The organism is Streptomyces sp. NA04227, assembly GCF_013364195.1.
Classification (GTDB): Bacteria; Actinomycetota; Actinomycetes; order Streptomycetales; family Streptomycetaceae; genus Streptomyces.
This window is the reverse complement of the sequence record NZ_CP054918.1, coordinates 4727988-4750407: the sequence shown is the minus strand read 5'-3', so window position 1 is coordinate 4750407 and position 22420 is coordinate 4727988. Positions and strand designations below refer to the sequence as shown.

The 22420-nt window shown below is 70.5% G+C and carries 18 protein-coding genes; 6 read left to right on the top strand and 12 right to left on the bottom strand.

All coding sequences use genetic code 11. The annotated features are described in order from the left end of the window. Nucleotides 1-44: 44 nt before the first annotated feature. Both HUT18_RS20270 and HUT18_RS20265 read right to left on the bottom strand, forming a co-directional pair. On the bottom strand, nt 45-1889 hold the full coding sequence (locus HUT18_RS20270) for a right-handed parallel beta-helix repeat-containing protein (RefSeq protein ID WP_176102015.1): 1845 nt from the start codon (nt 1887-1889) through the stop codon (nt 45-47). Between the two features lie 270 nt (nt 1890-2159). Next, complete coding sequence (locus HUT18_RS20265; RefSeq protein ID WP_176102014.1) at nt 2160-2357, bottom strand: hypothetical protein; 198 nt, start codon at nt 2355-2357, stop codon at nt 2160-2162. A gap of 1290 nt (nt 2358-3647) precedes the next feature. On the opposite strand from HUT18_RS20265, the gene HUT18_RS20260 reads away from it, so the two are divergent. Together HUT18_RS20260 and HUT18_RS34220 are read left to right on the top strand one after the other, a co-directional pair. After that, nucleotides 3648-4310: a DUF4360 domain-containing protein gene (locus HUT18_RS20260; protein ID WP_176104678.1), complete on the top strand. Its 663-nt coding sequence runs from the start codon at nt 3648-3650 to the stop codon at nt 4308-4310. Nucleotides 4311-4567: 257 nt separating this feature from the next. Continuing rightward, on the top strand, nt 4568-7051 hold the full coding sequence (locus HUT18_RS34220) for a serine/threonine-protein kinase (protein WP_303246548.1): 2484 nt from the start codon (nt 4568-4570) through the stop codon (nt 7049-7051). 24 nt (nt 7052-7075) lie between these two features. Here HUT18_RS34220 and hemB read toward each other — a convergent pair whose 3' ends face one another. The 6 genes from hemB to HUT18_RS20225 all read right to left on the bottom strand — a co-directional run bounded on the left by hemB (nt 7076) and on the right by HUT18_RS20225 (nt 13630). Then, nucleotides 7076-8068 (bottom strand): porphobilinogen synthase, encoded by a 993-nt coding sequence (hemB, locus tag HUT18_RS20250; RefSeq protein WP_176102012.1) that lies wholly within the window; start codon nt 8066-8068, stop codon nt 7076-7078. A gap of 121 nt (nt 8069-8189) precedes the next feature. Beyond that, nucleotides 8190-9866: a bifunctional uroporphyrinogen-III C-methyltransferase/uroporphyrinogen-III synthase gene (locus tag HUT18_RS20245; RefSeq protein WP_176102011.1), complete on the bottom strand. Its 1677-nt coding sequence runs from the start codon at nt 9864-9866 to the stop codon at nt 8190-8192. Next, nucleotides 9863-10834 carry a hydroxymethylbilane synthase gene (gene hemC, locus HUT18_RS20240; RefSeq protein WP_176102010.1) on the bottom strand — a complete coding sequence of 324 codons (972 nt, stop codon included), beginning with the start codon at nt 10832-10834 and terminating at the stop codon, nt 9863-9865. The genes HUT18_RS20245 and hemC overlap by 4 nt, the downstream gene beginning before the upstream one ends. After that, nucleotides 10831-12195 (bottom strand): glutamyl-tRNA reductase, encoded by a 1365-nt coding sequence (locus tag HUT18_RS20235; protein WP_176102009.1) that lies wholly within the window; start codon nt 12193-12195, stop codon nt 10831-10833. The genes hemC and HUT18_RS20235 overlap by 4 nt, the downstream gene beginning before the upstream one ends. Continuing rightward, nucleotides 12192-12995 carry a redox-sensing transcriptional repressor Rex gene (locus tag HUT18_RS20230; RefSeq protein WP_176102008.1) on the bottom strand — a complete coding sequence of 268 codons (804 nt, stop codon included), beginning with the start codon at nt 12993-12995 and terminating at the stop codon, nt 12192-12194. Before HUT18_RS20230 ends, HUT18_RS20235 begins: the two co-directional genes overlap by 4 nt. 347 nt (nt 12996-13342) lie before the next feature. After that, nucleotides 13343-13630, bottom strand: a complete 288-nt coding sequence (locus HUT18_RS20225; protein ID WP_176102007.1) for a glutaredoxin family protein — start codon at nt 13628-13630, stop codon at nt 13343-13345. 201 nt (nt 13631-13831) lie between these two features. Between HUT18_RS20225 and HUT18_RS20220 the strand changes: the two genes are divergently transcribed. The 3 genes from HUT18_RS20220 (at nt 13832) to HUT18_RS20210 (ending at nt 17669) form a co-directional block, all read left to right on the top strand. Then, complete coding sequence (locus tag HUT18_RS20220) at nt 13832-14845, top strand: HAD family phosphatase (protein ID WP_176102006.1); 1014 nt, start codon at nt 13832-13834, stop codon at nt 14843-14845. Between the two features lie 536 nt (nt 14846-15381). Continuing rightward, on the top strand, nt 15382-16203 hold the full coding sequence (locus HUT18_RS20215; RefSeq protein WP_176102005.1) for an ECF subfamily RNA polymerase sigma factor, BldN family: 822 nt from the start codon (nt 15382-15384) through the stop codon (nt 16201-16203). 272 nt (nt 16204-16475) lie between these two features. Continuing rightward, nucleotides 16476-17669, top strand: a complete 1194-nt coding sequence (locus HUT18_RS20210) for a DUF5667 domain-containing protein (RefSeq protein ID WP_176102004.1) — start codon at nt 16476-16478, stop codon at nt 17667-17669. Nucleotides 17670-17847: 178 nt separating this feature from the next. On the opposite strand, the gene HUT18_RS20205 is transcribed toward HUT18_RS20210, so the two are convergent. Continuing rightward, complete coding sequence (locus HUT18_RS20205; protein ID WP_176102003.1) at nt 17848-18510, bottom strand: helix-turn-helix transcriptional regulator; 663 nt, start codon at nt 18508-18510, stop codon at nt 17848-17850. A 192-nt stretch (nt 18511-18702) separates the two neighbouring features. Here HUT18_RS20205 and HUT18_RS20200 point away from each other — a divergent pair, with 192 nt between their 5' ends. Continuing rightward, the gene (locus tag HUT18_RS20200) at nt 18703-19467 is read left to right on the top strand and encodes a bifunctional 2-polyprenyl-6-hydroxyphenol methylase/3-demethylubiquinol 3-O-methyltransferase UbiG (protein ID WP_176102002.1); all 765 of its coding nucleotides are present in this window, start codon (nt 18703-18705) and stop codon (nt 19465-19467) included. Nucleotides 19468-19497: 30 nt separating this feature from the next. On the opposite strand, the gene HUT18_RS20195 is transcribed toward HUT18_RS20200, so the two are convergent. The 3 genes from HUT18_RS20195 to HUT18_RS20185 form a co-directional block, all read right to left on the bottom strand. Continuing rightward, nucleotides 19498-20001, bottom strand: a complete 504-nt coding sequence (locus tag HUT18_RS20195; RefSeq protein ID WP_176102001.1) for a DUF1579 family protein — start codon at nt 19999-20001, stop codon at nt 19498-19500. A gap of 115 nt (nt 20002-20116) precedes the next feature. Further along, nucleotides 20117-21286, bottom strand: a complete 1170-nt coding sequence (locus tag HUT18_RS20190; RefSeq protein WP_176102000.1) for a lysophospholipid acyltransferase family protein — start codon at nt 21284-21286, stop codon at nt 20117-20119. A gap of 14 nt (nt 21287-21300) precedes the next feature. Beyond that, entirely contained in the window at nt 21301-22389 is a 1089-nt protein-coding gene (locus tag HUT18_RS20185) for an NAD-dependent epimerase/dehydratase family protein (RefSeq protein WP_176101999.1), read from the bottom strand. Nucleotides 22390-22420 lie beyond the last annotated feature (31 nt).

Genomic DNA, 22420 nt, shown 5'->3' with positions numbered 1-22420 from the left:
ACGGATGGCGGTATCACCGTGGTGACGGGCTGTCCTGCGGGTCTTCATGGTCCTGCTTGTCCTGCGGGATCCTTACGGTCCTGCCGGTCCTTGCGGTCCCGCTTGTCCTTACGGTCCCGCTTGTCCTCGGCGTCCTGCTCGCTCTTGGGGCATTGGGCGCCCGAGTGGGGCTTGCCCGGGTAGTCGGCACGGTCGGCGTAGGCGTAGCAGTAACCCGTCTCCGGATCCAGCAGCAGGTAGTCGTCCGGGATGCCGTCCTGCGCCCTCGGCTCGGGCCAGGCGTCGAGGATCGCAGCGCGCAGTTCGCCGAGGTAGTCGTCGTCGACGGTGGTCGGGGCGGGCCCCACGTCCAGTCCGTACAGATCGATCAGTGCGGCCATGCGGTCGAGGTTCTGCCGCGAGACCCCGTACCCCTCGGGCACGCCGGGTGCCGGGCGGAAGTCGCCGCCCTCCGGGTCGGCGAACACCGAGGGCACGACCTTCACGCCGGCCGGGACGCGCTCCTGCTCACCGGTCCCTGCCGCGTAGTTGTCCCGCACCCCGCTGTAGGTGTCCGCGAAGTCGCGCAGCACCCTGCCACCCTCGCGGGACTGGAGCAGGTTGTGCGAGATCTCGTCCGAGTCGGAGTTCTGCAGACTGATCTCCCCGGCTCCGGCCACGGCGGCCGAGTCGGACCAGAAGGAGTTGTTGCGCAGGACCCCCCTGTCGACGGTGTTGAGGCCGACACCTGCCTTGCCGTTGAAGGCCAGCAGGTTCTGCTCGATCAGGAACCGGGACGCGAACCTTCCTTCGGTGTTCTGCATGTGCAGGCCGTTGCCCTCGTCGATCTCCAACTTGCTGAAGGGCTTGGCGAAGACGTGCGAGATCATCGACGACTGGTTGCCGTAGACCAGGTTGCCGCGCATCACGAGGCCGAAGTCCTCGGGGTCGTCACCGGCGCGGGACGCCGGTTTGGAGTTGGCGAAGCCGTGTGAACCGGCCGTGGACCACCAGGTGTTGTCGTGGATGACGTTGTTCTCGACGGTGAGGTAGGAGCCGCCGTTGCTGCTGATCCCCGCGCCGGGAAAGTGGTGCACCCGGCTGTTGCGGACGACGATGTGCCGCGAGCCGTCCATCGAGATGCCACGGCCGCCCGACTGCCCCAGCGCGGCCTTCGGGTTCCACCAGTCGGCGAGGGCCTGGCGGGTGTCGAGCCGGTCAGCGGTGCCATACAGCTCAAGTCCGTCGACCACCCAGTACGAGGCGTCCTTGAAGGCGATGCCCGCCCGGTCCGAGGTCAGGCGGGCGAACTCATTGCCCCAGGGGCGGACGGTCACCGGATTGTCCTGGGTGCCGGAGGAGGTGATGGTCGCCAGGGCCTTGGACTCACGTTCCCCCTCTTCCCCGTACTCGGCGTTGCGGTACTCGCCGCCGCGCAGGTAGATGGTGTCACCGGGTTCGGCCCGGTCGGCCGCCTCCTCAAGGGAGTTCAGCGGACGGTCAAGCGAGCCGTCTCCCTCCTCCGCGCCGGGCGCCACGAAGATTCCTTCGGGCGCCGGCTTCGCCGCGCCCTCGACCGTGACCGTGTAGGTCGAGGTCTGCGTGCCCTGGTCGGCCCGGGTCCGCACCGTGACGGTGTGCCGACCGCGCTGGGACCGTGTCGGGCTCCAGTGAACGACCCCGGATCGCGGCTGGACGGTCATGCCGACGGGGGCGTCGTCGAGAGCGAACTGGCCCTCACCCCCGGGAAGAGTGCAGCTGAAGGACTCGCCGGGGGCTACGGACACCTCGCACTCGGCTTCGGACTCGTTCTTCCGGTCGTCGGGCCACAGCCACCACAGGAGGCACGCGGCGACGCCGAGCGCCGGCACCAGGCCGAGCCCGACAAGGGTTTTCTTCCGCAGGAACACGAGGAACTCCGCGATGAGGGACGGTCGGGGACCGCCCGCACCAGCGGGAGCACGGCAGGTGGGGACGGGGAAACCCCGCAGTCGAGCCCCTGACCGGTGCGGACGGGGCCGCGTCGGCGGCCTCGTCCAGATTCCGGTCCCGCGGTGAGCGATCGGCCTGCGGACGGTGGGAAGTTCGTGGGAGCACCGTCACGGAGCGCGTCGCGCGGCGGATCGGATCGCGCACGGTGTGCCGCGCAGGCGAAGGGGGCGAGAAAGGGGTGTGGACCCTCAGTCGCGCGCGCGGTTGCGGTTCCAGACCACCGCGGCGACGCACCCCACGACCAGCAGGATGAGCAGGACCCACACCCAGGTGGGCATGCCCCCTCCCCCGCCGGAGCCGCCACCGTATCCACCGCGGTAGCCGCCACGTGAGCCGCCGCCCCGTCCACCGGAAGCCGCCAGAATCAAGTGTTCGTACGCGTTCATGCCAAGAACGCTAGGGCCCGTCCCGCTCGCTCCGGACGGAGGGTGCCTCATAGTGACGCCGCTGTGACAGAAACGGTGCCCGCCGCACATGCGAGACGCCCACCCACCTGACGGTGGATGAGCGCCACGTACTCATATGCCGCGAATCTCGCGGGAGTTGAGAGCTGCTACCAGGACGGCGAGCTGGTCGGGCTCAGCGTGCCGAACCCGTCTGGGCGTAGGCCCATTCATCGTCGAACGACACCGTTCCTCCGTTTTCTGCGAACTGATTCCCCGTCACGTCAAGCCCTTCGACGTGAACCTCACAAGACCTGACGATACGCCGAGAACGTTCGGACGGCGCGGCCGTGACGTGACTTCTTGGTGCACTCCATACACTCAGCGTGGCCATCTCTTCGAGAGCTTCACAGGTCGCGCGGCCGAAACACGCGGCGTCCGTATACGACCCGGCGAAGGAAGCGCAGGTCATGATTGACGCTTCAAACTTACTGAAAAGTAGCGGGAGTTGGGGATCCCACGGCGCACGAGCGCTTGTGAGGATCTTGTCGAAAAGCGCCGGGAAACCCGCAGGCCACAACGGCTGACAACGCAGTCACGCAGGCCCCTTCCCTCCCCCCTTTCCCTTACGCCCCCTTGGCGCCCGGCACCCACCACTCACCGGACAACGGAATCGATATCCGGACGCCCACCCCTTCACAGGCGCCGCCCCGGCGACCCCCGGCCGCCCCGCGCGAGGGCGGATTCCGCGCCACGGAGGGGAGCGCGGAGAGGCGCACCCCGGTAACGCAGCGTCAGGCCCAAGTTGTGTGCACAGCCGCCGAGTTCGACGCCCGAAACGATCTCCGCGACCGGCCCGCTCATGCCCGTGCCCCCCACACCCATACATTCCAGCCGGACACTGGCGGAATCCGACCGTTGAGAAATGACCGAACGTCCAACTAGAGGGTGCGGTAAGGGATATGTACGATCCTCATCACTCCAGCAACCCCCCGCACATGAAGCACCACTCCAGGTCACTGGTCGATGTACGGATCCGTCGGCGCTCCCGACCCGCCCGTCTCATGACCCTCGGGGTCAACTCGGAAAGCACCTCGGGAAGCAACTCGGGAACGCGGACGCACACCGAAGAACGCCGACGTACCCCGGCGAGGACGCCTGCTCAACTCGGCGCGCTCGTCACGGAGTTCGGCGCCCACCGCTCCTGAGTCACCCGGGCGCGCGTCGGCCCTTGGCCAACCCCCCACCATCAGGAACTCCTTCGTGAGTTCCCTCATCCCCGATGGGAGCATCATGGCCGCTGGAAAACTCGCGACCGGCGCGCTCGCCGCGCTGTTCGCGCTGGCGCTCGCGCCCCAGAGCGCCACGGCAGCACAGTCGGTGATCACCGATCCGCCGCCGGACAAGATCGTCATCGACGTCGCCACCGTCAACGGCTCCGGCTGCCCGCCGGAGACCGCAGCGGTCGCGGTCTCCGAGGACAACACGGCCTTCACGGTGACGTACAGCCAGTACCTCGCCAAGGCGGGCGGCGGCGCCGACCCGACCGAGGCCCGCAAGAACTGCCAGCTCAACCTGATCGTCCACGTCCCCCAGGGCTTCACGTACGCCGTCGCGAGCACCGACTACCGCGGTTACGCCTCGCTGCAGCCCGGTGCGAGCGGCGTCCAGAAGGCCTCGTACTACTTCCAGGGCTCGCCCGACACCGCCTCCAGGAGCCACCCGTTCTCCGGCCCGTACGAGGACAACTGGCAGGCCACGGACGAGACCGACTGGGCCAACCTGGTCTGGGCACCCTGCGGTGAACAGCGCAACTTCAACATCAACACCGAGCTCCGCGTGAACGCGGGCAACTCGGACCCGTCCAGGACCAGCTACATGGCGATGGACTCCACGGACGGCGACATCGAGACGGTCTACCACCTGGCATGGAAGGAGTGCCCGCCGCAGAAGTAGTCGGCAACCTGAGCAAGTAGCCGCTGGGCAGCGGCAGTTGGCGCCAGATCGGCCACTGTCGCAGCGCGGGTGAGCAGGGCACGGGCTCCCGGAAAGGATCCGCCGGGGGCCCGTGTCGCAGGAGGAGCGCCGCTTGGCCCGGTTGGCGGTGGTGCCGTCGTCCGCCGCCGATACCCTGGCCCGGTCGGTCCGCCATGGACCGTTCGGGGTGTCCGCGCGCGGGCGTGCCCGTACACGGCTGCAGGGGGCGAAGGCACGTGACACTGCTGGACGGGGATCCGCGGTCCATCGGCGGATACCAGCTTCAGGGGCGGCTCGGTGCGGGCGGAATGGGCGTGGTCTACCGCGCCAGTTCCCTGTCCGGACGGCAGGTCGCCGTGAAGGTCATCCGCCCCGAACTGGCCCAGGACCCCGGCTTCCGCGACCGCTTCCGGCGCGAGGTGGCGGCGGCCCGGCAGGTCAGCGGCGCGTTCACCGCCCCGGTCGTGGACGCCGACGCGGAAGCCGAAACCCCTTGGCTCGCAACGCTGTTCGTGCCCGGGCCCTCGCTCGCCGAGCGGGTGATACAGCAGGGCCCACTGCCGGTCTCCGAGGTACGGCGGCTGGCGGCCGGACTGGTCGAGGCGCTGCGCGAGATCCACCGGGTCGGCCTGATCCACCGCGACCTGAAACCCGGCAACGTCCTCCTCGCCCACGACGGCCCGCGCGTCATCGACTTCGGCATCGCCCGCGTCACGGACGCGACTCCCCTCACCAGCACCGGAGTTGCCATCGGCACCCCGCCGTTCATGGCCCCGGAACAGTTCCGGCGCGGCACCGTCAGCGCCGCGACCGACGTCTTCTCCCTCGGCTCGGTACTCGTCTACGCGGCCACGGGCCACGGCCCGTTCGACGGCGATCACACCCACGCCATCGGCTTCCGGGTGGTCTACGAGGAGCCCGATCTCGACGGCCTCGCACCCGAGCTGCACTCGCTCGTACTGCCGTGCCTCGACAAGGACGCCGGTCAACGGCCCACGCTGGAAGTACTGTTGAGGGCGCTCGTCGAGGCAGGCCAGTCCGGGGAACCTCAGTCGTCCGCGCCGCCCGTGCCCTCGGTACTGCCGCCTGCCACTCCCCCGCCGACCGTGCCGCCTACGGTTCCGCCGGTCCCGGAGGCGGGCGCACCGGACGCGCACGGCACTCAGGACACGGGCGCGCCGACCACAGGCCCCGACTCCGAGCCCAACGCTGACGCAGACACGGGCGCGGGCGCCAAGACCAACTCAGCGCCTACGCCCGCACCCACGCCCACACCCACCTCTGCCCCCAACTCCCCCTCGGACTCGGGCGACTTCGTCCTCCAGGCCCCCCGCTCCCCCGAGACGAACACCGCCGTTCCGAAAGCCGCCGGGTTCCCCGCACCGGCGGACGCCATCCCGCACCCCGGCCGTGAACTCCCCTCCTCCGCAGGAGAGTTGACCGCACCCCCGACCGTCCCCCCGGACCTCCTCGGCCCCCTGTCCGGACGGCCCGGCGGCAGCGGCAGCGGTGGGGGCGGCGGCAGCGGTGGCGGCAAGCGAGGCATCTCCGCGCGCGCCCTCATCGCCCTCGCCGTCTCGGCCGCGATGCTGACCGCCGGAGTGGTTTCCGTACGACTCCTCAACGACGATTCCGGGGATGGCGGGAAAGAGCCCGAGGGCAAGAACTCCGGTTCGCCCACGGCGAGTTCGTCGCCCGGCACAGGCGACGGTCCCGTGCAGTCGCTCGGCTGCCCGAAGAACGCTCCCCCGCTGCGCGGCGACGGCTCGACGATGCAGAAGGCCGCACTGGACCGCTGGATGAGCGACTACATCAAGGACTGCCCGAAGGACCAGATCATCTACGACGGTCAGGGTGTCGGCGCGGGAATCCAGGCCTTCGCGGAGAACAGAACCTCCTTCGCCGTGACCGACAGCGTGCTGACCCCCGACGACGCGGACAAGATCAGCGAGAAGCAGTGCAGTAACGGCGGACCCATTCACCTGCCGCTGAGCACCTCGCCGACCGCGGTCGTGGTCAATCTCCCGGAGGCGGAGCACACCCTCGCCCTGACCGCCAGCATCATCGCGCTGATCTACAAGGGCGAGATCACCAGGTGGAACGACCCCCGCATCGTGGGCATGAATCCCGGCGAGGACATGCCCGACAAAGCGATCGTTCCGATTCATGTGTCGTCGTTCGCGGGCAGCACGCTCTCCTTCAGCAAGTACCTCGCCAAGGCCGCGCCCGAGGACTGGACGTACGAGCCCTCCACCAAGATGCCGATACAGGAAGGCCAGAGTGCGCAGACCTCTCAGCAGCTCGGCACCCTGGTCAAGGAGACCGACGGCGCGCTCGGTTACGTACCCATGGGCTACGCGACGGACATGGGCCTGACGCCCGTCGGCCTGAGCCAGGGCGGCAACGACATGGTGACGCCCACCGAGGCGACGGTGCTCAACGGCGCGCGGGCCGCGCGGCTGCGGGGCACCGACGACGACCTCGCCCTGGAGGTCAACTACAGGGACACACAAGGCAGCAGGGCCTACCCCATGATCGAGTTCGGCTACGCCGTCGTCTGCAGCCGCGACAACGGCGAGAAGGTGGCCGACATCCTCCGCGCCTTCCTCTCCCGCGCCGTGAGCGAGAAAGGCCAACGCGCCGCAACCGAACTCGGCTACGGCGCGCTGCCCGAGGAGCTGACCAGCAAAGTCCTGGACGTCCTGCGGAAGTTGACCTGACAGCCCGGGCCTGGGCCGACAGGACTACAGCCCCCGCGCCACCTCGGTCGCCCAGTACGTAAGGATCATGTTGGCCCCGGCCCGCTTGATCCCCGTCAGCGCCTCCAGGATCGCCTTGTCCCGTTCGATCCAGCCGCGTTCGGCGGCGGCCTCGATCATCGCGTACTCGCCGGAGATCTGGTACGCGGCGACCGGCACGTCCACCGCGTCGGCGACCTTGGCGAGGACGTCGAGGTAGGGGCCCGCGGGCTTGACCATCACCATGTCCGCGCCCTCCTGGAGGTCGAGCGCCAACTCGCGCATCGCGTCACGGGAGTTGGCGTAGTCCTGCTGGTAGGTCTTGCGGTCGCCGCGCAGTGAGGAGGCGACGGCCTCGCGGAAGGGGCCGAAGAAGGCGGAGGCGTACTTGACCGTGTAGGCCAGGATCGCGACGTCCTCGTGGTCGGCGCGGTCCAGGGCCTCGCGGACGACGCCGACCTGGCCGTCCATCATGCCGCTGGGGCCGACGATATGGGCGCCCGCCTCGGCCTGTACCTGGGCCATCTCGGCGTAGCGCTCCAGGGTGGCGTCGTTGTCGACGCGGCCCTTCTCGTCCAGGACGCCGCAGTGGCCGTGGTCGGTGGTCTCGTCCAGACAGAGGTCGGACATGACGAGCAACTCGTCGCCGACCTCGGCGCGTACGTCCCGCAGCGCCACCTGGAGGATGCCGTCGGGGTCGGTGCCCGCGCTGCCGATGGCGTCCTTCTTCTCGTCCTCGGGCACCCCGAAGAGCATGATCCCGGCGACGCCCGCCTCCAGGGCCTCGACCGCCGCCTTGCGGAGGGTGTCCCGGGTGTGCTGGACGACGCCGGGCATCGAGGAGATCGGCACCGGCTCACTGATGCCCTCGCGGACGAAGGCGGGCAGGATCAGGTCGGCCGGGTGCAGCCGGGTCTCGGCTACCATCCGGCGCATCGCCGGGGTGGTACGCAGGCGCCGCGGCCGTGCGCCGGGGAAGGAACCGTACTTCGTCGTCATTCCTCCACGCTACGCCCGTACGAGACCGGAAACGGACCCGGGCCCGGAGGCAGCCGCTGTCGCGTACCTCCGGGCCCGGCAAGCCTCGCGGCCCTGGGGCCGCACCCGCTCGGGTTCTGGCTCAGGTGGTCCTGCGCCGCCGCGATCCGGGTCTGCGCTCGCTCGGGCGGGTCACGACCTCACCCGCGTCCAGGGCGGCGGCCCGGCGCTGGGCGCCGAACTCGGCCAGTGCCTCGGCGAGTTTGTGCACCGAGGGCTCGGGCGCCATGACGTCGACGCGCAGTCCGTGCTCCTCCGCGGTCTTCGCGGTGGCCGGGCCGATACAGGCGATCACCGTGACGTTGTGCGGCTTGCCCGCGATACCGACCAGATTGCGCACCGTGGAGGACGAGGTGAACAGGACCGCGTCGAAGCCGCCGCCCTTGATCGCCTCGCGGGTCTCGGCCGGGGGCGGCGAGGCACGCACGGTGCGGTAGGCGGTGACGTCGTCGACCTCCCAGCCGAGCTCGATGAGCCCGGCCACCAGGGTCTCGGTGGCGATGTCCGCGCGGGGCAGGAAGACCCGCTCGATCGGGTCGAAGACCGGGTCGTACGGCGGCCAGTCCTCCAGGAGTCCGGCCGCGGACTGCTCACCGCTGGGCACCAGGTCCGGCTTCACGCCGAAGGCGATCAGGGCCTTGGCGGTCTGCTCGCCGACCGCGGCGACCTTGATCCCGGCGAAGGCACGCGCGTCGAGCCCGTACTCCTCGAACTTCTCGCGCACCGCCTTCACGGCGTTGACCGAGGTGAAGGCGATCCACTCGTAGCGTCCGGTGACCAGGCCCTTGACCGCGCGCTCCATCTGCTGCGGGGTGCGCGGCGGTTCGACGGCGATGGTCGGCACCTCGTGCGGCACCGCGCCGTAGGAGACGAGCTGGTCGGAGAGGGAGGCCGCCTGTTCCTTGGTGCGCGGTACAAGTACTTTCCAGCCAAAGAGCGGCTTGGACTCGAACCAGGACAACTGCTCTCGCTGGGCGGCGGCGCTGCGCTCACCGACCACGGCTATCACCGACTGGCCGCCCTGGGCCGAGGGCAGCACCTTGGCCTGCTTCAGGGTCTGCGCCAGGGTGCCGAGCGTCGCGGTCCAGGTGCGCTGGCGGGTGGTGGTGCCCGCGAGCGTCACGGTGACCGGGGTGTCCGGCTTGCGGCCCGCGGTGACCAGTTCGCCCGCGGTGGCGGCGACCGAGTCCAGGGTGGTGGAGACGACGACCGTGCCGTCCGAGGCACCCAGCTCCATCCAGCAGCGGTCGGAGGCTGTACGCGCGTCGACAAACCGTACGTCCGCGCCCTGCGCGTCGCGCAGCGGTACACCCGCGTAGGCGGGGACACCGACCGCGGCGGCGATACCGGGCACCACCTCGAAGGGGACACCGGCCGCGGAGCAGGCGAGCATCTCGCCCGCCGCGTAGGTGTCCAGGCCGGGGTCACCGGTCACCGCACGCACGACCCGCTTGCCGCCGCGCGCGGCCTGCATGACAAGATTGGCCGCATCCCTCGGCGCGAGGGGCTCGCCTGCTGACGGACCGTCAACAAGCGTGAGCTGAGGCGTGTCCGTCACCAGTTCGGTGGCCGCGACGTCCGCACGCGCATGAGTGCGTACGACGTCGAGCACTTCGGGCTCTGCGACCAGTACGTCGGCCTGTGCCAGGGCATCAACGGCGCGCAGGGTCAGCAGTCCTGGATCGCCGGGGCCGGCACCGAGGAAGGTGACGTGCCCGCAGTCGGGGACCGTGGGTCGGTTCGAGGTGGTGGGGCTCAATGTGCTCGCTCCCCCATCAGACCGGCCGCGCCCTTGGCAAGCATCTCGGCTGCGAGTTCGCGGCCGAGCGCCAGCGCCCGGTCGGAGTTCTCGGGCACGGGACCGGTGGTGGACAGCCGCACCAGCGTGACACCGTCGGTCGACCCGACGACACCCCGCAGGCGCATTTCGTTGACAACTTCTCCCTGGCCGCCGGAGCCGGTCAGGGTTTCGGCAAGCGCGCCGACGGGCGCGCTGCAACCGGCTTCCAGGGCGGCGAGCAGAGAGCGCTCGGCCGCCACCGCGACCCGGGTACCCGGGTCGTCGAGTCCGGCGAGTTCGGCGGCGAGGGCCACGTTCGAGGTGGCGCACTCGATGGCCAGGGCGCCCTGGCCGGGGGCGGGCAGGACCGTTTCCGTGGCGAGGTACTCGGTGACCTCGGCGGCGCGGCCTATCCGGTTCATTCCGGCGGCGGCGAGTACGACGGCGTCGAGTTCGCCGCCTCGTACGTAGCCGATCCGGGTGTCGACGTTGCCGCGGATCGGCACCGTCTCGATCATCAGTCCGTGCTGCCGGGCGAAGGCGTTGAGCTGGGCCATCCGGCGCGGCGATCCGGTGCCGACGCGAGCGCCGTGCGGCAGCTCGGCCAGCCGCAGACCGTCCCGGGCTATGAGCACGTCGCGCGGGTCCTCGCGGCGCGGCACCGCGGCCAGCGTCAGCGACTCGGGCTGCGTGGTCGGCAGGTCCTTGAGCGAGTGCACCGCGAAGTCGATCTCGCCGCGCAGCAGTGCCTCGCGCAGCGCGGTGACGAACACGCCGGTGCCGCCGATCTGCGCGAGCTGCTCGCGGGAGACGTCCCCGTACGTGGTGATCTCGACGAGTTCGACGGGGCGTCCCGTCAACTGCCGTACGGATTCGGCGATGTGGCCGGACTGGGCCATGGCGAGCTTGCTGCGCCTGGTCCCCAGTCTGAGTGGTTTCTGGGTCATGACCGGCCTCGGTTCGTGGGGGGAGTTTCGCGGCTGTCGGCCCCGTCGGCCCGGGAGACGGAGGCCACCGTCTCGGGGTCGAGGTCGAACAGGGTGCGCAGGGCGTCGGCGTAGCCGGCCCCGCCGGGCTGGGCGGCGAGTTGCTTGACCCGCACGGTCGGGGCGTGCAGCAGCTTGTCGACCACACGCTTCACGGTCTGGGTGATCTCGCCGCGCTCCTTCTCGTCGAGGCCGGGCAGCCGGCCTTCGAGGCGGGCGATCTCACTGGCGACCACATCGGCGGCCATGGTGCGCAGGGCGACCACGGTCGGGGTGATGGTGGCGGCGCGCTGGGCGGCGCCGAAGGCGGTGACCTCGTCGGTGACGATGCCACGGACCTGGTCCACGTCGGCGGCCATCGGCGCGTCCGCGCTGGCCTCGGCGAGGGATTCGATGTCGACGAGGCGGACCCCGTCGAGGCGGTGCGCCGCGGCGTCGATGTCGCGCGGCATCGCCAGGTCGAGCAGGGCGAGCGGCGCCGTGCGCGCGGCCAGGGCCTGCTCGATGTCCCTGCCGGTGAGCACCAGTCCGGTCGCCCCCGTACAGGAGACGACGACATCGGCGCGGGTCAGTTCCTCGGCGACCTGGGCGATCGGTACGGCGCGGGCGGCGGCCGTGCCGTTGCCCGGTTCGGCCAGGATCTCGGCGAGGCGCTGGGCGCGGTCCAGGGTGCGGTTGGCGATGACGACCTCGGCGACTCCCGCGCGCGACAGCGTCGCCGCCGACAGCGAGGACATCGAACCGGCGCCGATCACCAGGACCCGCTTGCCGGTGGCCCACTTCTCGACCGGTACGTCGCGGGCGAGCTGCCCGAGTCCGAAGGTGACCAGGGACTGTCCGGCCCGGTCGATCCCGGACTCGCTGTGCGCGCGCTTGCCGACCCGAAGCGCCTGCTGGAACAGGTCGTTGAGCAGCCGGCCCGCGGTGTGCAGCTCCTGTCCGGTGGCCAGCGCGTCCTTTATCTGGCCGAGGATCTGGCCCTCGCCGACCACCATCGAGTCCAGGCCGCAGGCCACCGAGAACAGGTGGTGGACGGCCCGGTCCTCGTAGTGCACGTAGAGGTAGGGGGTCAGTTCCTCCAGGCCCACGCCGCTGTGCCGGGCGAGCAGGGTGGAGAGCTCGGCGACGCCCGCGTGGAACTTGTCCACGTCCGCGTACAGCTCGACGCGGTTGCAGGTGGCGAGCACCGCGGCCTCGGCGGCGGGCTCGGCGGCCAGGGTGTCGGTGAGCAGCTTGGTCTGGGCGTCAGCGCTGAGCGCGGCCCGTTCCAGCACGCTGACGGGGGCGCTGCGGTGGCTGAGGCCGACGACGAGGAGACTCATGCCGGCATCACGGCGGGGACGTCCCCGTCCGGTCCCTTGCGGTCGTCCTTGCGGTCGTCCTTGGCGACGGCCGGCGCGGACGGCGCCACGGCCTCGGCGGACCCGGCACTCTCGTCCCGCTCCACGTCCGCCACGTCCTCGCCCGCCTTGCGCTGCTCGTGGAAGGCGAGGATCTGCAGCTCGATCGAGAGGTCGACCTTGCGTACGTCGACGCCTTCCGGCACCGAGAGCACCGTCGGCGCGAAGTTCAGGATGGAGGTGACGCCCGCGGCCACCAGCCGGTCGCAGACCTGCTGGGCGGCGCCCGCCGGGGTCGCGATGACCCCGATGGAGACGCCGTTGTCGTCGATGATCTTCTCCAGCTCGTCCGTGTGCTGGACGGCGATCCCGGCAACGGGCTTGCCCGCCATGGCCGGATCGGCGTCGATCAGCGCGGCGACCCGGAAGCCGCGGGAGGCGAACCCTCCGTAATTGGCCAGTGCCGCACCGAGGTTACCGATACCGACGATGACGACCGGCCAGTCCTGCGTCAGGCCCAGTTCCCGGGAGATCTGGTAGACGAGGTACTCCACGTCGTAGCCGACACCGCGCGTTCCGTAGGAACCGAGGTAGGAGAAGTCCTTGCGCAGCTTGGCGGAGTTGACGCCCGCCGCGGCCGCGAGTTCCTCGGAGGAGACCGTGGGCACCGAGCGCTCGGACAGAGCGGTCAGGGCCCGCAGATACAGCGGAAGCCTGGCGACGGTGGCCTCGGGGATCCCTCGGCTGCGAGTCGCCGGTCGGTGAGTTCGGCCAGTTGCCACGGTGCTCCTGCGGGTAGAGCGGGGCTCTGGGCGGTCGTACGTCCCTCGGCCGCCCCATCGACAGCAGGCTATGTCTTTGTGAACGCGTGCACAAAGATGGTGTCCGATTTGCCCGGCCAACGTGATAGGGCTCACGCGGCCAGCGCATATGCCTCGGGAACTGTCCCCAAGCCTCGATCGTCGTGGTCTTTCCGGAGTCTTCCGGGTCATGAAATGGGTCACGAAACAGGACACGCTCCTCGCCGATCCTCGCCCCCCGAGACCCAACGGCCCCTGATCGTACGGGATTTGGGCACAGGTTCACGCCATCGTGCGGAGACTTCGGACAACTGCGGAACGCCGGGCCCTCACGAGGTGAGCGCCCGCCGCAGCCGGTCCGGGTTGACCCGCCAGAAGTCGTGCTGCGCGCCGTCCACGAGGACCACCGGGATCTGTTCCCAGTACTTGCGGTACAGCTCCTCGTCCTCGGTGATGTCCTTCTGTTCCCAGCGGCTGCCCAGCTCGCCGCAGACCGCCTCGATCACCTCCTGCGCGTCGTCGCACAGATGACAGCCGGGCTTGCGCACGAGCGTCACGACCCGGTCCTCGGGCCGCTTCTTCTCCGTACGACGAAACAAGGGACTCATATCCGCCATTCTCGCGCGGTCGGGGCACTACCGGGACCACGTGTGCGTGTGAGGTCCGCCGGAGCCCGGCCGGAGCGGGCCGAGTGCCCCGGACCAGAGTCGGCCAACCGCCCTGGCCGGTGGCCGATTCACGCTGTGGTCGCGGAGAGTTCACGGCCCCGCTGCTGTGCGACCGAGGGCTGTGCGACCTGGCTGGCTATGCTCGACGGCATGGCCGCTCTCGGATGGCTCACTTCCCGTAGGCGCTCCGCCACGGCACTCAGCGTGCTGGCAGGAGAAGCCTCGGCCGAGGCCGCGCGCAAGGCGGAGCTCGGCCAGGTACTCGAAGCCGAGGCCGCGGCCGCGGCGCTCGTGCCCGACACCGCCGCCGGCGCACGGACCGCTGTCGCCGAGGCCGAGGCCGAAGGCGCCGGTGAACCGGCGGAACCGGTCTTCCCCGTCGTCGGCGACGAGCGGGCCGCCGCCTTCTTCGACCTCGACAACACCGTGATGCAGGGCGCCGCGATCTTCCACATGGGCCGCGGCCTCTACAAGCGCAAGTTCTTCCAGACCCGTGACCTGACCCGGTTCGCCTGGCAGCAGGCCTGGTTCCGGCTCGCGGGCATCGAGGACGCCTCGCACATGGAGGACGCGCGCGAATCGGCGCTGTCCATCGTCAAGGGTCACCGGGTCGCCGAACTCATGGCCATCGGCGAGGAGATCTACGACGAGTACATGGCCGACCGGATCTGGCCCGGCACCCGCGCCCTCGCCCAGGCCCACCTCGACGCGGGCCAGCGGGTGTGGCTGGTGACGGCCGCCCCGGTGGAGACGGCCACGATCATCGCCCGCCGCCTCGGCCTGACCGGCGCGCTCGGCACGGTCGCCGAGTCCGTCGACGGCATCTACACCGGCAAGCTGGTCGGCGAACCCCTGCACGGACCCGCCAAGGCGGAGGCGGTACGCGCCCTCGCGCTCGCCCAGGACCTCGACCTGTCCCGCTGCGCCGCGTACAGCGACTCGCACAACGACATCCCGATGCTCTCGCTGGTCGGCCACCCCTACGCGATCAACCCGGACGCCAAGCTGCGCAAGCACGCCCGCGCACGCGACTGGCGCCTGCGCGACTACCGCACCGGCCGCAAGGCGGCCAAGGTCGGCATCCCGGCCGCGGCCGGAGTCGGCGCGGTGGCGGGCGGTACGGCGGCGGCGATCGCCCTGCACCGGCGGCGGTTCACGCGTTGAGCCGACGGCTGTTCACGCGCTGAGCCGGGGACGGTTCACGCGCTGAGCGGGGGAGGTTTCCCCTGCCGAGCGGGCGCGGCTCACGCCCGAGCGCCCGCGGGTGACGGCTCGTGGCGGGCGGTTGCTCGTACGGACTCGCCCGACCGGATGAAATCGCACCCGATCGGGCCACAGAAATCTGCTGAGCGGCTCGTACGACTCTCGCGAGGCCCGTTCGGCCGCTGGTCAATCGTTTCTTCTTACCCGCTCGTGGCGTATGCCAGTCCGTTCGGTGACGCACGGCCACAACTCGCCCCGTAGATACCGGAAGACGAAGGTTTTCGGTCAACAAACGGTCAGCGAAAGGCGATTGACCGGACACGGAGCGTCAGTACCGGCGACGGAATCGCAGATTTGAGCAACTCGGCGTAGCGCCGCATTCACAAAGCGTTATTCTCCTCAAACGCAATCCGGCGCCCACCCGGAGCGCTTTGTCGCCTCGGCGGGTGAATGTGCCGGTACTGCACCTGCATGCAAGCTCTGCCTCTGGGAGTCCCGTGTACCCACACGTCGGGGTTGACGCCTCGGGCCTGGCTACGCTGCGTGGAGCGGTCATCGACCGTCTGCGCGATCTCGTCCCCCTCGCGTACAACGTCCCCACCGCGTATGCCGTCCCCGCCCTCGCCGGACCGCGAACCGCCACCGGCGGCGGCCCCTCCGGTCCCTGCTACGCCATGGCCAACAGCCACGCCGCGGTCGGCCGCCGCACCCGTCCCACCAGCACCTCGTCCTCGTCCTCCGCCACCGCCCGCCGTCCCGCGGCGGACAGCGACAGCGCGCGGATGATGGAGCTCGTCGAACGCGCCCAGTCCGGCGAGACGGAGGCCTTCGGCCGCCTCTACGACCAGTACAGCGACACCGTCTACCGGTACATCTACTACCGGGTGGGCGGAAAGGCCACGGCCGAGGACCTGACCAGCGAGACCTTCCTGCGCGCGCTGCGCAGGATCGGCACCTTCACCTACCAGGGGCGCGACTTCGGCGCCTGGCTGGTCACGATCGCGCGCAATCTGGTCGCGGACCACTTCAAGTCGAGCCGGTTCCGGCTCGAAGTGACCACCGGCGAAATGCTCGACGCCAACGAGGTCGAGCGCAGCCCCGAGGAGTCCGTCCTCGAATCACTGTCCAACGCCGCCCTGCTCGAAGCGGTACGCAGACTCAACCCGCAACAGCAGGAGTGTGTGACCCTGCGCTTCCTCCAGGGCCTCTCGGTCGCCGAGACCGCCCGGGTCATGGGCAAGAACGAGGGCGCTATCAAGACGCTCCAGTACCGGGCCGTGCGCACGCTCGCCCGGCTGCTTCCGGAGGACGCGCGCTGATCCGGGACGTTCCCGGGACCGGGCCCGGGAACCTGTCCCCTACACCATCCGCAACAGCCAACTCACCCTGCGTACAAGTCTGTTGACTTTCCCTGCCGGATGTCGGGCGGTCCGTAACCCCCATGGCGCCCCCGTCGTTGTGCGGGATACAGGCTCCCTGTGGTCGCTTCCTGTCCACCCCGGCTCACTCGAACGAGTGGGATTCAGTGGGTTCAGGAACCTCCACCACCCCAGTCGGGAGTCGTCCGTCCTGACGAGAGGAGGTGCCGCCCGTGATCGCGAATGTGTCGGGGCACCGGCGGGCGAACGCCTTCGCCCAGGCCCTGGAGGAGGGCTCCGGCCAGGGTGCGGCGGCCGAGTACGGCGAGGAGACGGCCGCCGCGGCCGAGCGCAGACGCCTCACCAGTCTGGTGAGCGAAATCGGCGCACTGCCGCGGCCCGCCCTTGACCCGGACGTCAAGGTGACCCAGCGCGCGCAGCTCATGGCCGCGATGGAAACCATGATCCAGGAGGGCACCCTGGCCGAACCGGACACCCCGTCCGTACCCGCACAGCGCGGCCCGGGCAGACACCGCGGCGGGCCCCTGCGCGCCCTCCGTCCTCGTACCCGCCTGTCCAAGGGCCTGGCCGCGGGCGGGCTGACCGTCAGCGTGGCCGCCGGTGCCTTCGGCGGGGTGGCCGCGGCCAGCACCGACGCCCTGCCCGGTGACACGCTCTACGGTCTCAAGCGCGGCATGGAGGACTTCCGGCTCGGTCTCGCCGACGGCGACTCCGACCGCGGCCGCCTCTACCTCGACCAGGCCTCCACCCGGCTGAGCGAGGCGCGCCGCCTGGTCGAACGCGGTGACGGCCGCCATCTCGACCACGAGTCGATGGGCGAGATCCGGCGTGCCCTGTCGGGCATGAACCACGACGCCGCCGAGGGCCACCGCCTCCTGCACGATGCCTACGCCCGCGACGGTTCGCTCGGACCGATCCGTACGCTGTCCTCCTTCTCCCGTTCCCACCGCGAGAGTTGGAGCGCCCTGCGCGACCGGCTTCCGGTGCAGCTCGGCGACATCCGCGACCGGGTCAGCAGTGTCTTCGACGCCATAGACCAAGAGGTCGAGCCGCTGCGCTCGCTGCTGCCGGAGCACCCCGCCGAGGAGCGGGACGCCATCGCTCCGGACGGCGAGAACTCGGGCAGGTCCGACGAGAAGTCCGGTTCGCCGTCCTCCGAGCCCGGCGACAAGCGGGACCGAAAGGAGTCGGGCAGCCCCAGGCCCTCGCCGTCGGCCAGCGAGGACGACGGCCTGCTCGGCGGCAACACCGGCGGTCTCTTCCCGCCGGAGGACGAGTCGGGCTCCGGCTCCCCGAAGGACCCGGAAAACGACGGCCAACTCCCCGAGCCCGACGTCACGTTGCCGCCGCTGCTGCCCGGGCTCCTGCCGGGTCTCGGCATCGACGCGGAGGATGCGGAGGGGTGAGCCCCCGCGCCGTCGGCCGGTGAAAATCGGCTGTGAGTGCGAGAGTTGGGTGCCTTTGCGGTAACCCGGGCCGTCGGGCGGTGAGTTGAACTGCCGCCCGGCGGCCCGGATCCATGTGGTTCCCAAGTTCCCCGAGTTCCCCAAGTTCCGCTGCGTTCGCCGCAGTTGACACTCGCCGTCAGTTCTCTGTCGTCCGCGCCCGTACGTGCAGGCGTTCCCCCTGCGGCCCGAAGAGGCTGAGGAACTCCACCGGGGTGTCGCCCGCGTTGGTGAAGGCGTGCGGGGTGCGGGTGTCGAACTCGGCCGCCTCGCCCGCCGTCAGGATCAGGTCGTGCTCGCCGAGGAGCAGCCGCAGCCGGCCCGAGAGGACGTACAGCCACTCGTAGCCCTCGTGGACGCGCTGCTCGGGCGGGGTCGCGAGGGTGCCCGACGGGGGCGCCGGCAGGATCTGCTTGTACGCGTGCAGTCCGCCGAGGTAGCGGGTGAGCGGGATGAAGGTCTGGCCGTGCCGGGTGAAGGGGCGCGGGTGGATCCGGGGGTCGCCGGTAGCCGGGGCGCCGACCATCTCGTCGAGCTGCACCCCGTGGGCCTTGGCCAGCGGCAGCAGCAGTTCCAGGGTCGGACGGCGCTGACCCGACTCCAGCCGCGACAGCGTACTGAGCGAGATTCCGGTGCGCTCCGAGAGCTGCACCAGCGTCGTTCCCCGGTCCTTGCGCAGGGCCCGCAGCCTCGGCCCGACCGAGCTCAGCACCTCGGCCAGGTCCGCACCGTCGTCCTCGCGCGCCCGCGGGCCGTCCGGTTCGGCGCCCTTCGCCCCCTGCACCTCTCGGTTCCTCGGCATCCGCGCACCTTTCGCTCACCCGGCGGTTCACCCGGCAGTCTCGTCCGGACCAGGACTCGGACCAAGACTCCGGAGCCTCCATTTGCCGATACGGCAAGTGTATTTGTCAAACGGTCGCGCTGCGACGGACCATCACAGCAACGCAGGCCCGCACCCGGGCAAGCACCGTTGACGACCGGCTCAGGAGACCGCATGCCCGAGACCTCCCCCACCACCGCGTCCGATTCCCCCATCACCGCGTCCGATTCCGTCACCCTCAAGGCCGACGCCGCCGAGGCCCGTACCCCTGAGGCCGACGCCCCCGAGGCCGACGCCGCCGAGAAGCGCGCCACCGAGACGGCCTTCTGGGACGCCCTCTACAACGACAGCGACCGGGTCTGGAGCGGGCTGCCCAATCACGCGCTGGTGCGCGAGGCGGGCGGGCTCACCCCCGGGCGCGCGCTCGACCTCGGCTGCGGCGAGGGGGCGGACGCCATCTGGCTGGCCCTGGAGGGCTGGCAGGTCACGGGGGTGGACATCTCCCGTACGGCACTCGACCGGGCCGAGCGGCACGCGGCCGACAAGGGCGTGGACGGCGACCGTATCGACTGGCAGCGGCACGACCTGGCCACGTCCTTCCCGGCGGGCCCCTTCGACCTCGTCTCCGCGCACTTCCTGCACTCGCCGGGCGACCTGCCGAGGGAGGCCGTCCTGCGTCGGGCCGCGGCGACGGTCGCACCGGGCGGCGTACTCCTGGTCGTCGGGCACGCGGGCTGGCCCGCCTGGGCCGTGGACCCCGACCACGACGTGCACTTCCCCACCCCTCAGGAGGTCTTCGCTGCTCTCGAACTCCCCGAGGAGGAATGGGAGTTGCTGGTCAGCGAGACCTACGAACGCCCTGCCGCCCGCCCCGACGGCACCATGGGCACGCGTCGCGACAACACCCTGAAGGTACGGCGGCTGCGTACGGGCGGATGAGTCGGCGCGGACCGGGCAACTCCCCTACTCTCAGCCGACCTTGACGAGCCTGACCTTCATCGAGGGCCGGTAGAGAGTCCCGTCGTCCGTGCGCTCGTGCAGGACGGTCTGGACGCGGTGGTCGTCGCTGAACTGCACGATGGCGCGCGTGCTTTCGCCCTGGTACGTCCAGGTGTCGTCGTGCGCGATCAGGCGGCTGACGGTCACCACGCCCTGGCTGTCGAAGAAGTGCGAGGTGTACTCACCGCTCGGCTCGTCGTAGCCGATGATCTCGGTGCCGCCGACGTCGTACCGCCCGATCCGCCCGTACGCCGTGTGCAGCAGGAAGAACCCGCCGGGAGCCCACTCGTAGACGTTGGAGGTGGTGATCGCCGGGCCCGGGCTCCCGTCCTCCTCGACCACATGGCCTTCGTTGATCCACCGGCCGACCCAGGCGGCGAGCGCCTCGTGCCCGGGTCCGCGCCGGGGCCCGGGACCCTCGGCGCGCTCCGTGCCCCGGTTGACCGCCACTACGCGAGGTGCCGCGTCCGCCATCGGTGGTGCCGTCCCCTTCGTACGACCGGATCCGTACCCCTCAGAAGAACACTCAGAAGAACTCCCCCCAGAAGAACACCGACTCGGGAGAACACCGACTCGGGAGGGCGTCACCTCAGAAGAACACCGACCGCCGCTGCACGAGCAGCTTGTACAGCGTGTGCTGGATCTGTTCGCGCACCTGGTCGGTGAGGTTGAACATCAGCATCGGGTCCTCGGCGGCCTCCGGCGGATAGCCGTCGGTCGGGATCGGTTCGCCGAACTGGATGGTCCACTTGGTCGGCAGCGGCACCGCGCCGAGCGGGCCGAGCAGCGGGAAGGTCGGGGTGATCGGGAAGTACGGGAAGCCGAGCACCCGGGCGAGGGTCTTGGCGTTGCCGATCATCGGGTAGATCTCCTCGGCCCCGACGATCGAGCACGGCACGATCGGCGTACGCGCCCGCAGTGCCGTCGAGACGAAGCCGCCCCGCCCGAAGCGCTGGAGCTTGTACCGCTCGCCGAACGGCTTGCCGATCCCCTTGAACCCCTCCGGCATCACACCGACCAACTCGCCCCGGGCGAGCAGCCGTTCGGCGTCCTCCGCACAGGCCAGGGTGTGCCCGGCCTTACGGGCGATCTCGCTGACCACGGGCAGCGCGAAGACCAGGTCGGCGGCGAGCAGCCGCAGGTTGCGCTGGTCGGGGTGCTCGTCGTGGACGGCGACCTGGAGCATCAGGCCGTCCAGCGGGAGGGTGCCGGAGTGGTTGGCGACGATCAGGGCGCCGCCCTCGGACGGGATGTTCTCGATGCCCTTGACCTCGACCCGGAAGTACTTCTCGTAGGCCGGGCGGAGCACGGACATCAGGACCTGCTCGGTCAACTCGGCGTCGTAGCCGAAGTCGTCGACCTCGTAGTCACCGGTCAGCCGCCGCCGCAGGAACTTCAGGCCGCCCGCGATGCGGCGCTCCCACTTGTCCCCGCCGCCCTCGCCCCGGCTGTCGCCGGATGCCCCGTCCGCCTCCCGCGCCGCCCCGCCCCGCTGTTCCATCCGCTCATCATGCGGGGCGGACGGCTGTTCGGGGAGGGCCCGGCCGCGACGGCCCTTGGCGCCGGAGCGGCCGCCGGACCCGCCCTTGCCCGAAGTGCCTTTTGTGGACGCCGAGTTGGCGGCGGCCTTGTTGATCGGGACCGGTTCGGCCGGGTGCCCGTCACGGTTCCCGTTCGCGGCCGGGGCGCGGCGGGGCGTGCGCCGCTCGCCCGCGCGGGAACGGTCGTCGTCGAAGGGGATGACCTTGGCGTCCGCCATCGTTGCCGCTCTCCTCAGTTCGCGCTCTGCGCCGGGGCCGTGCCTCGAGCGCCGGTGCCCGCGCCGCGCGCGCCCGTCAGGAACGGCAGGGCGGCGACCCGGTCGACCGCCGCCGCGACCAGCGCGGGCGCCAGCACCCCGAGGCCACGGCTGCGGACGAAGTCCTCGAAGGCCTCGGCCGTCGTGTACTTCGTCTCGTATCCAAGGGTTTCACGCATCTGTACCGTCGACACCACGCGGCCGTGCGTGAGCAGTCTCAGCTGCTCGGGGGAGAAATCGGTGATCCCGAGCGTGCGCAGCGCCGAACCGAGCCAGCTCACCGCGGGCGGCAGCATCGGCACCGTGGGCGTCCCGAGCCGCCGCGCGCACTGCGAGAGCAGCAGCACCCCGTCGCCCGCGATGTTGAAGGTGCCGCTGTTGAGCGTGCCCCGGCGCGGTTCGCGGGCGGCGCGCAGCAGGACCTCGACCACGTCGTCCTCGTGCACGAACTGCAGCCGCGGGTCGTAGCCGAACACGGTGGGCAGTACGGGCAGCGACAGGTACTCGGTGAGCGGCGTCTCCGCGCCGGGTCCGAGGATGTTCGCGAAGCGCAGTACGCACACCGCGACATCGGGGCGGCGGCGTGCGAAGCCGCGCACATAGCCCTCGACCTCGACGGTGTCCTTGGCGAAGCCGCCGCTGGGCAGCGACTTGGGCGAGGTGGTCTCGGTGAACACGGCCGGGTCGCGGGAGGCGGACCCGTACACATTGGTCGAGGACTTCACCACGAGCCGCTTCACACGCGGCGACTTCTGGCAGGCACCGAGCAGCTGCATGGTGCCGATAACGTTGGTCTCCTTGACCGTCGCCCGGCTGGTGCTGCCGAGGCCGGTGCCGGTCACGTCCATGTGCACGACCGTGTCCACGCCGTACTCGGTGAGCACCTTGGCGATGGTCGACTGCCGGATGTCCGCCTGGACGAACTCGGCGCCACCCAGATGGTGCCGGGGTGGTGCGGCGTCCACGGCGACGACCCGGTCGACTCCCGGCTCCCGCTGCACACGGCGTACGAAGCGGCCGCCCAGTTGCCGGGCCGCTCCCGTCACGAGTACGACATCGCCCACGCTCCGCGCCTGCCTTCCACCGTCGCCCCAC

Bases quoted from the DNA above. Each gene is read 5' to 3' on its own strand.
- HUT18_RS20265 (WP_176102014.1), bottom strand. From the start codon at position 2,357: ATGAACGCGTACGAACACTTGATTCTGGCGGCTTCCGGTGGACGGGGC.
- HUT18_RS20260 (WP_176104678.1), top strand. From the start codon at position 3,648: ATGGCCGCTGGAAAACTCGCGACCGGCGCGCTCGCCGCGCTGTTCGCG.
- hemB (WP_176102012.1), bottom strand. From the start codon at position 8,068: ATGACGACGAAGTACGGTTCCTTCCCCGGCGCACGGCCGCGGCGCCTG.
- hemC (WP_176102010.1), bottom strand. From the start codon at position 10,834: ATGACCCAGAAACCACTCAGACTGGGGACCAGGCGCAGCAAGCTCGCC.
- HUT18_RS20235 (WP_176102009.1), bottom strand. From the start codon at position 12,195: ATGAGTCTCCTCGTCGTCGGCCTCAGCCACCGCAGCGCCCCCGTCAGC.
- HUT18_RS20225 (WP_176102007.1), bottom strand. From the start codon at position 13,630: ATGGCGGATATGAGTCCCTTGTTTCGTCGTACGGAGAAGAAGCGGCCC.
- HUT18_RS20220 (WP_176102006.1), top strand. From the start codon at position 13,832: ATGGCCGCTCTCGGATGGCTCACTTCCCGTAGGCGCTCCGCCACGGCA.
- HUT18_RS20205 (WP_176102003.1), bottom strand. From the start codon at position 18,510: ATGCCGAGGAACCGAGAGGTGCAGGGGGCGAAGGGCGCCGAACCGGAC.
- HUT18_RS20200 (WP_176102002.1), top strand. From the start codon at position 18,703: ATGCCCGAGACCTCCCCCACCACCGCGTCCGATTCCCCCATCACCGCG.
- HUT18_RS20195 (WP_176102001.1), bottom strand. From the start codon at position 20,001: ATGGCGGACGCGGCACCTCGCGTAGTGGCGGTCAACCGGGGCACGGAG.
- HUT18_RS20190 (WP_176102000.1), bottom strand. From the start codon at position 21,286: ATGGCGGACGCCAAGGTCATCCCCTTCGACGACGACCGTTCCCGCGCG.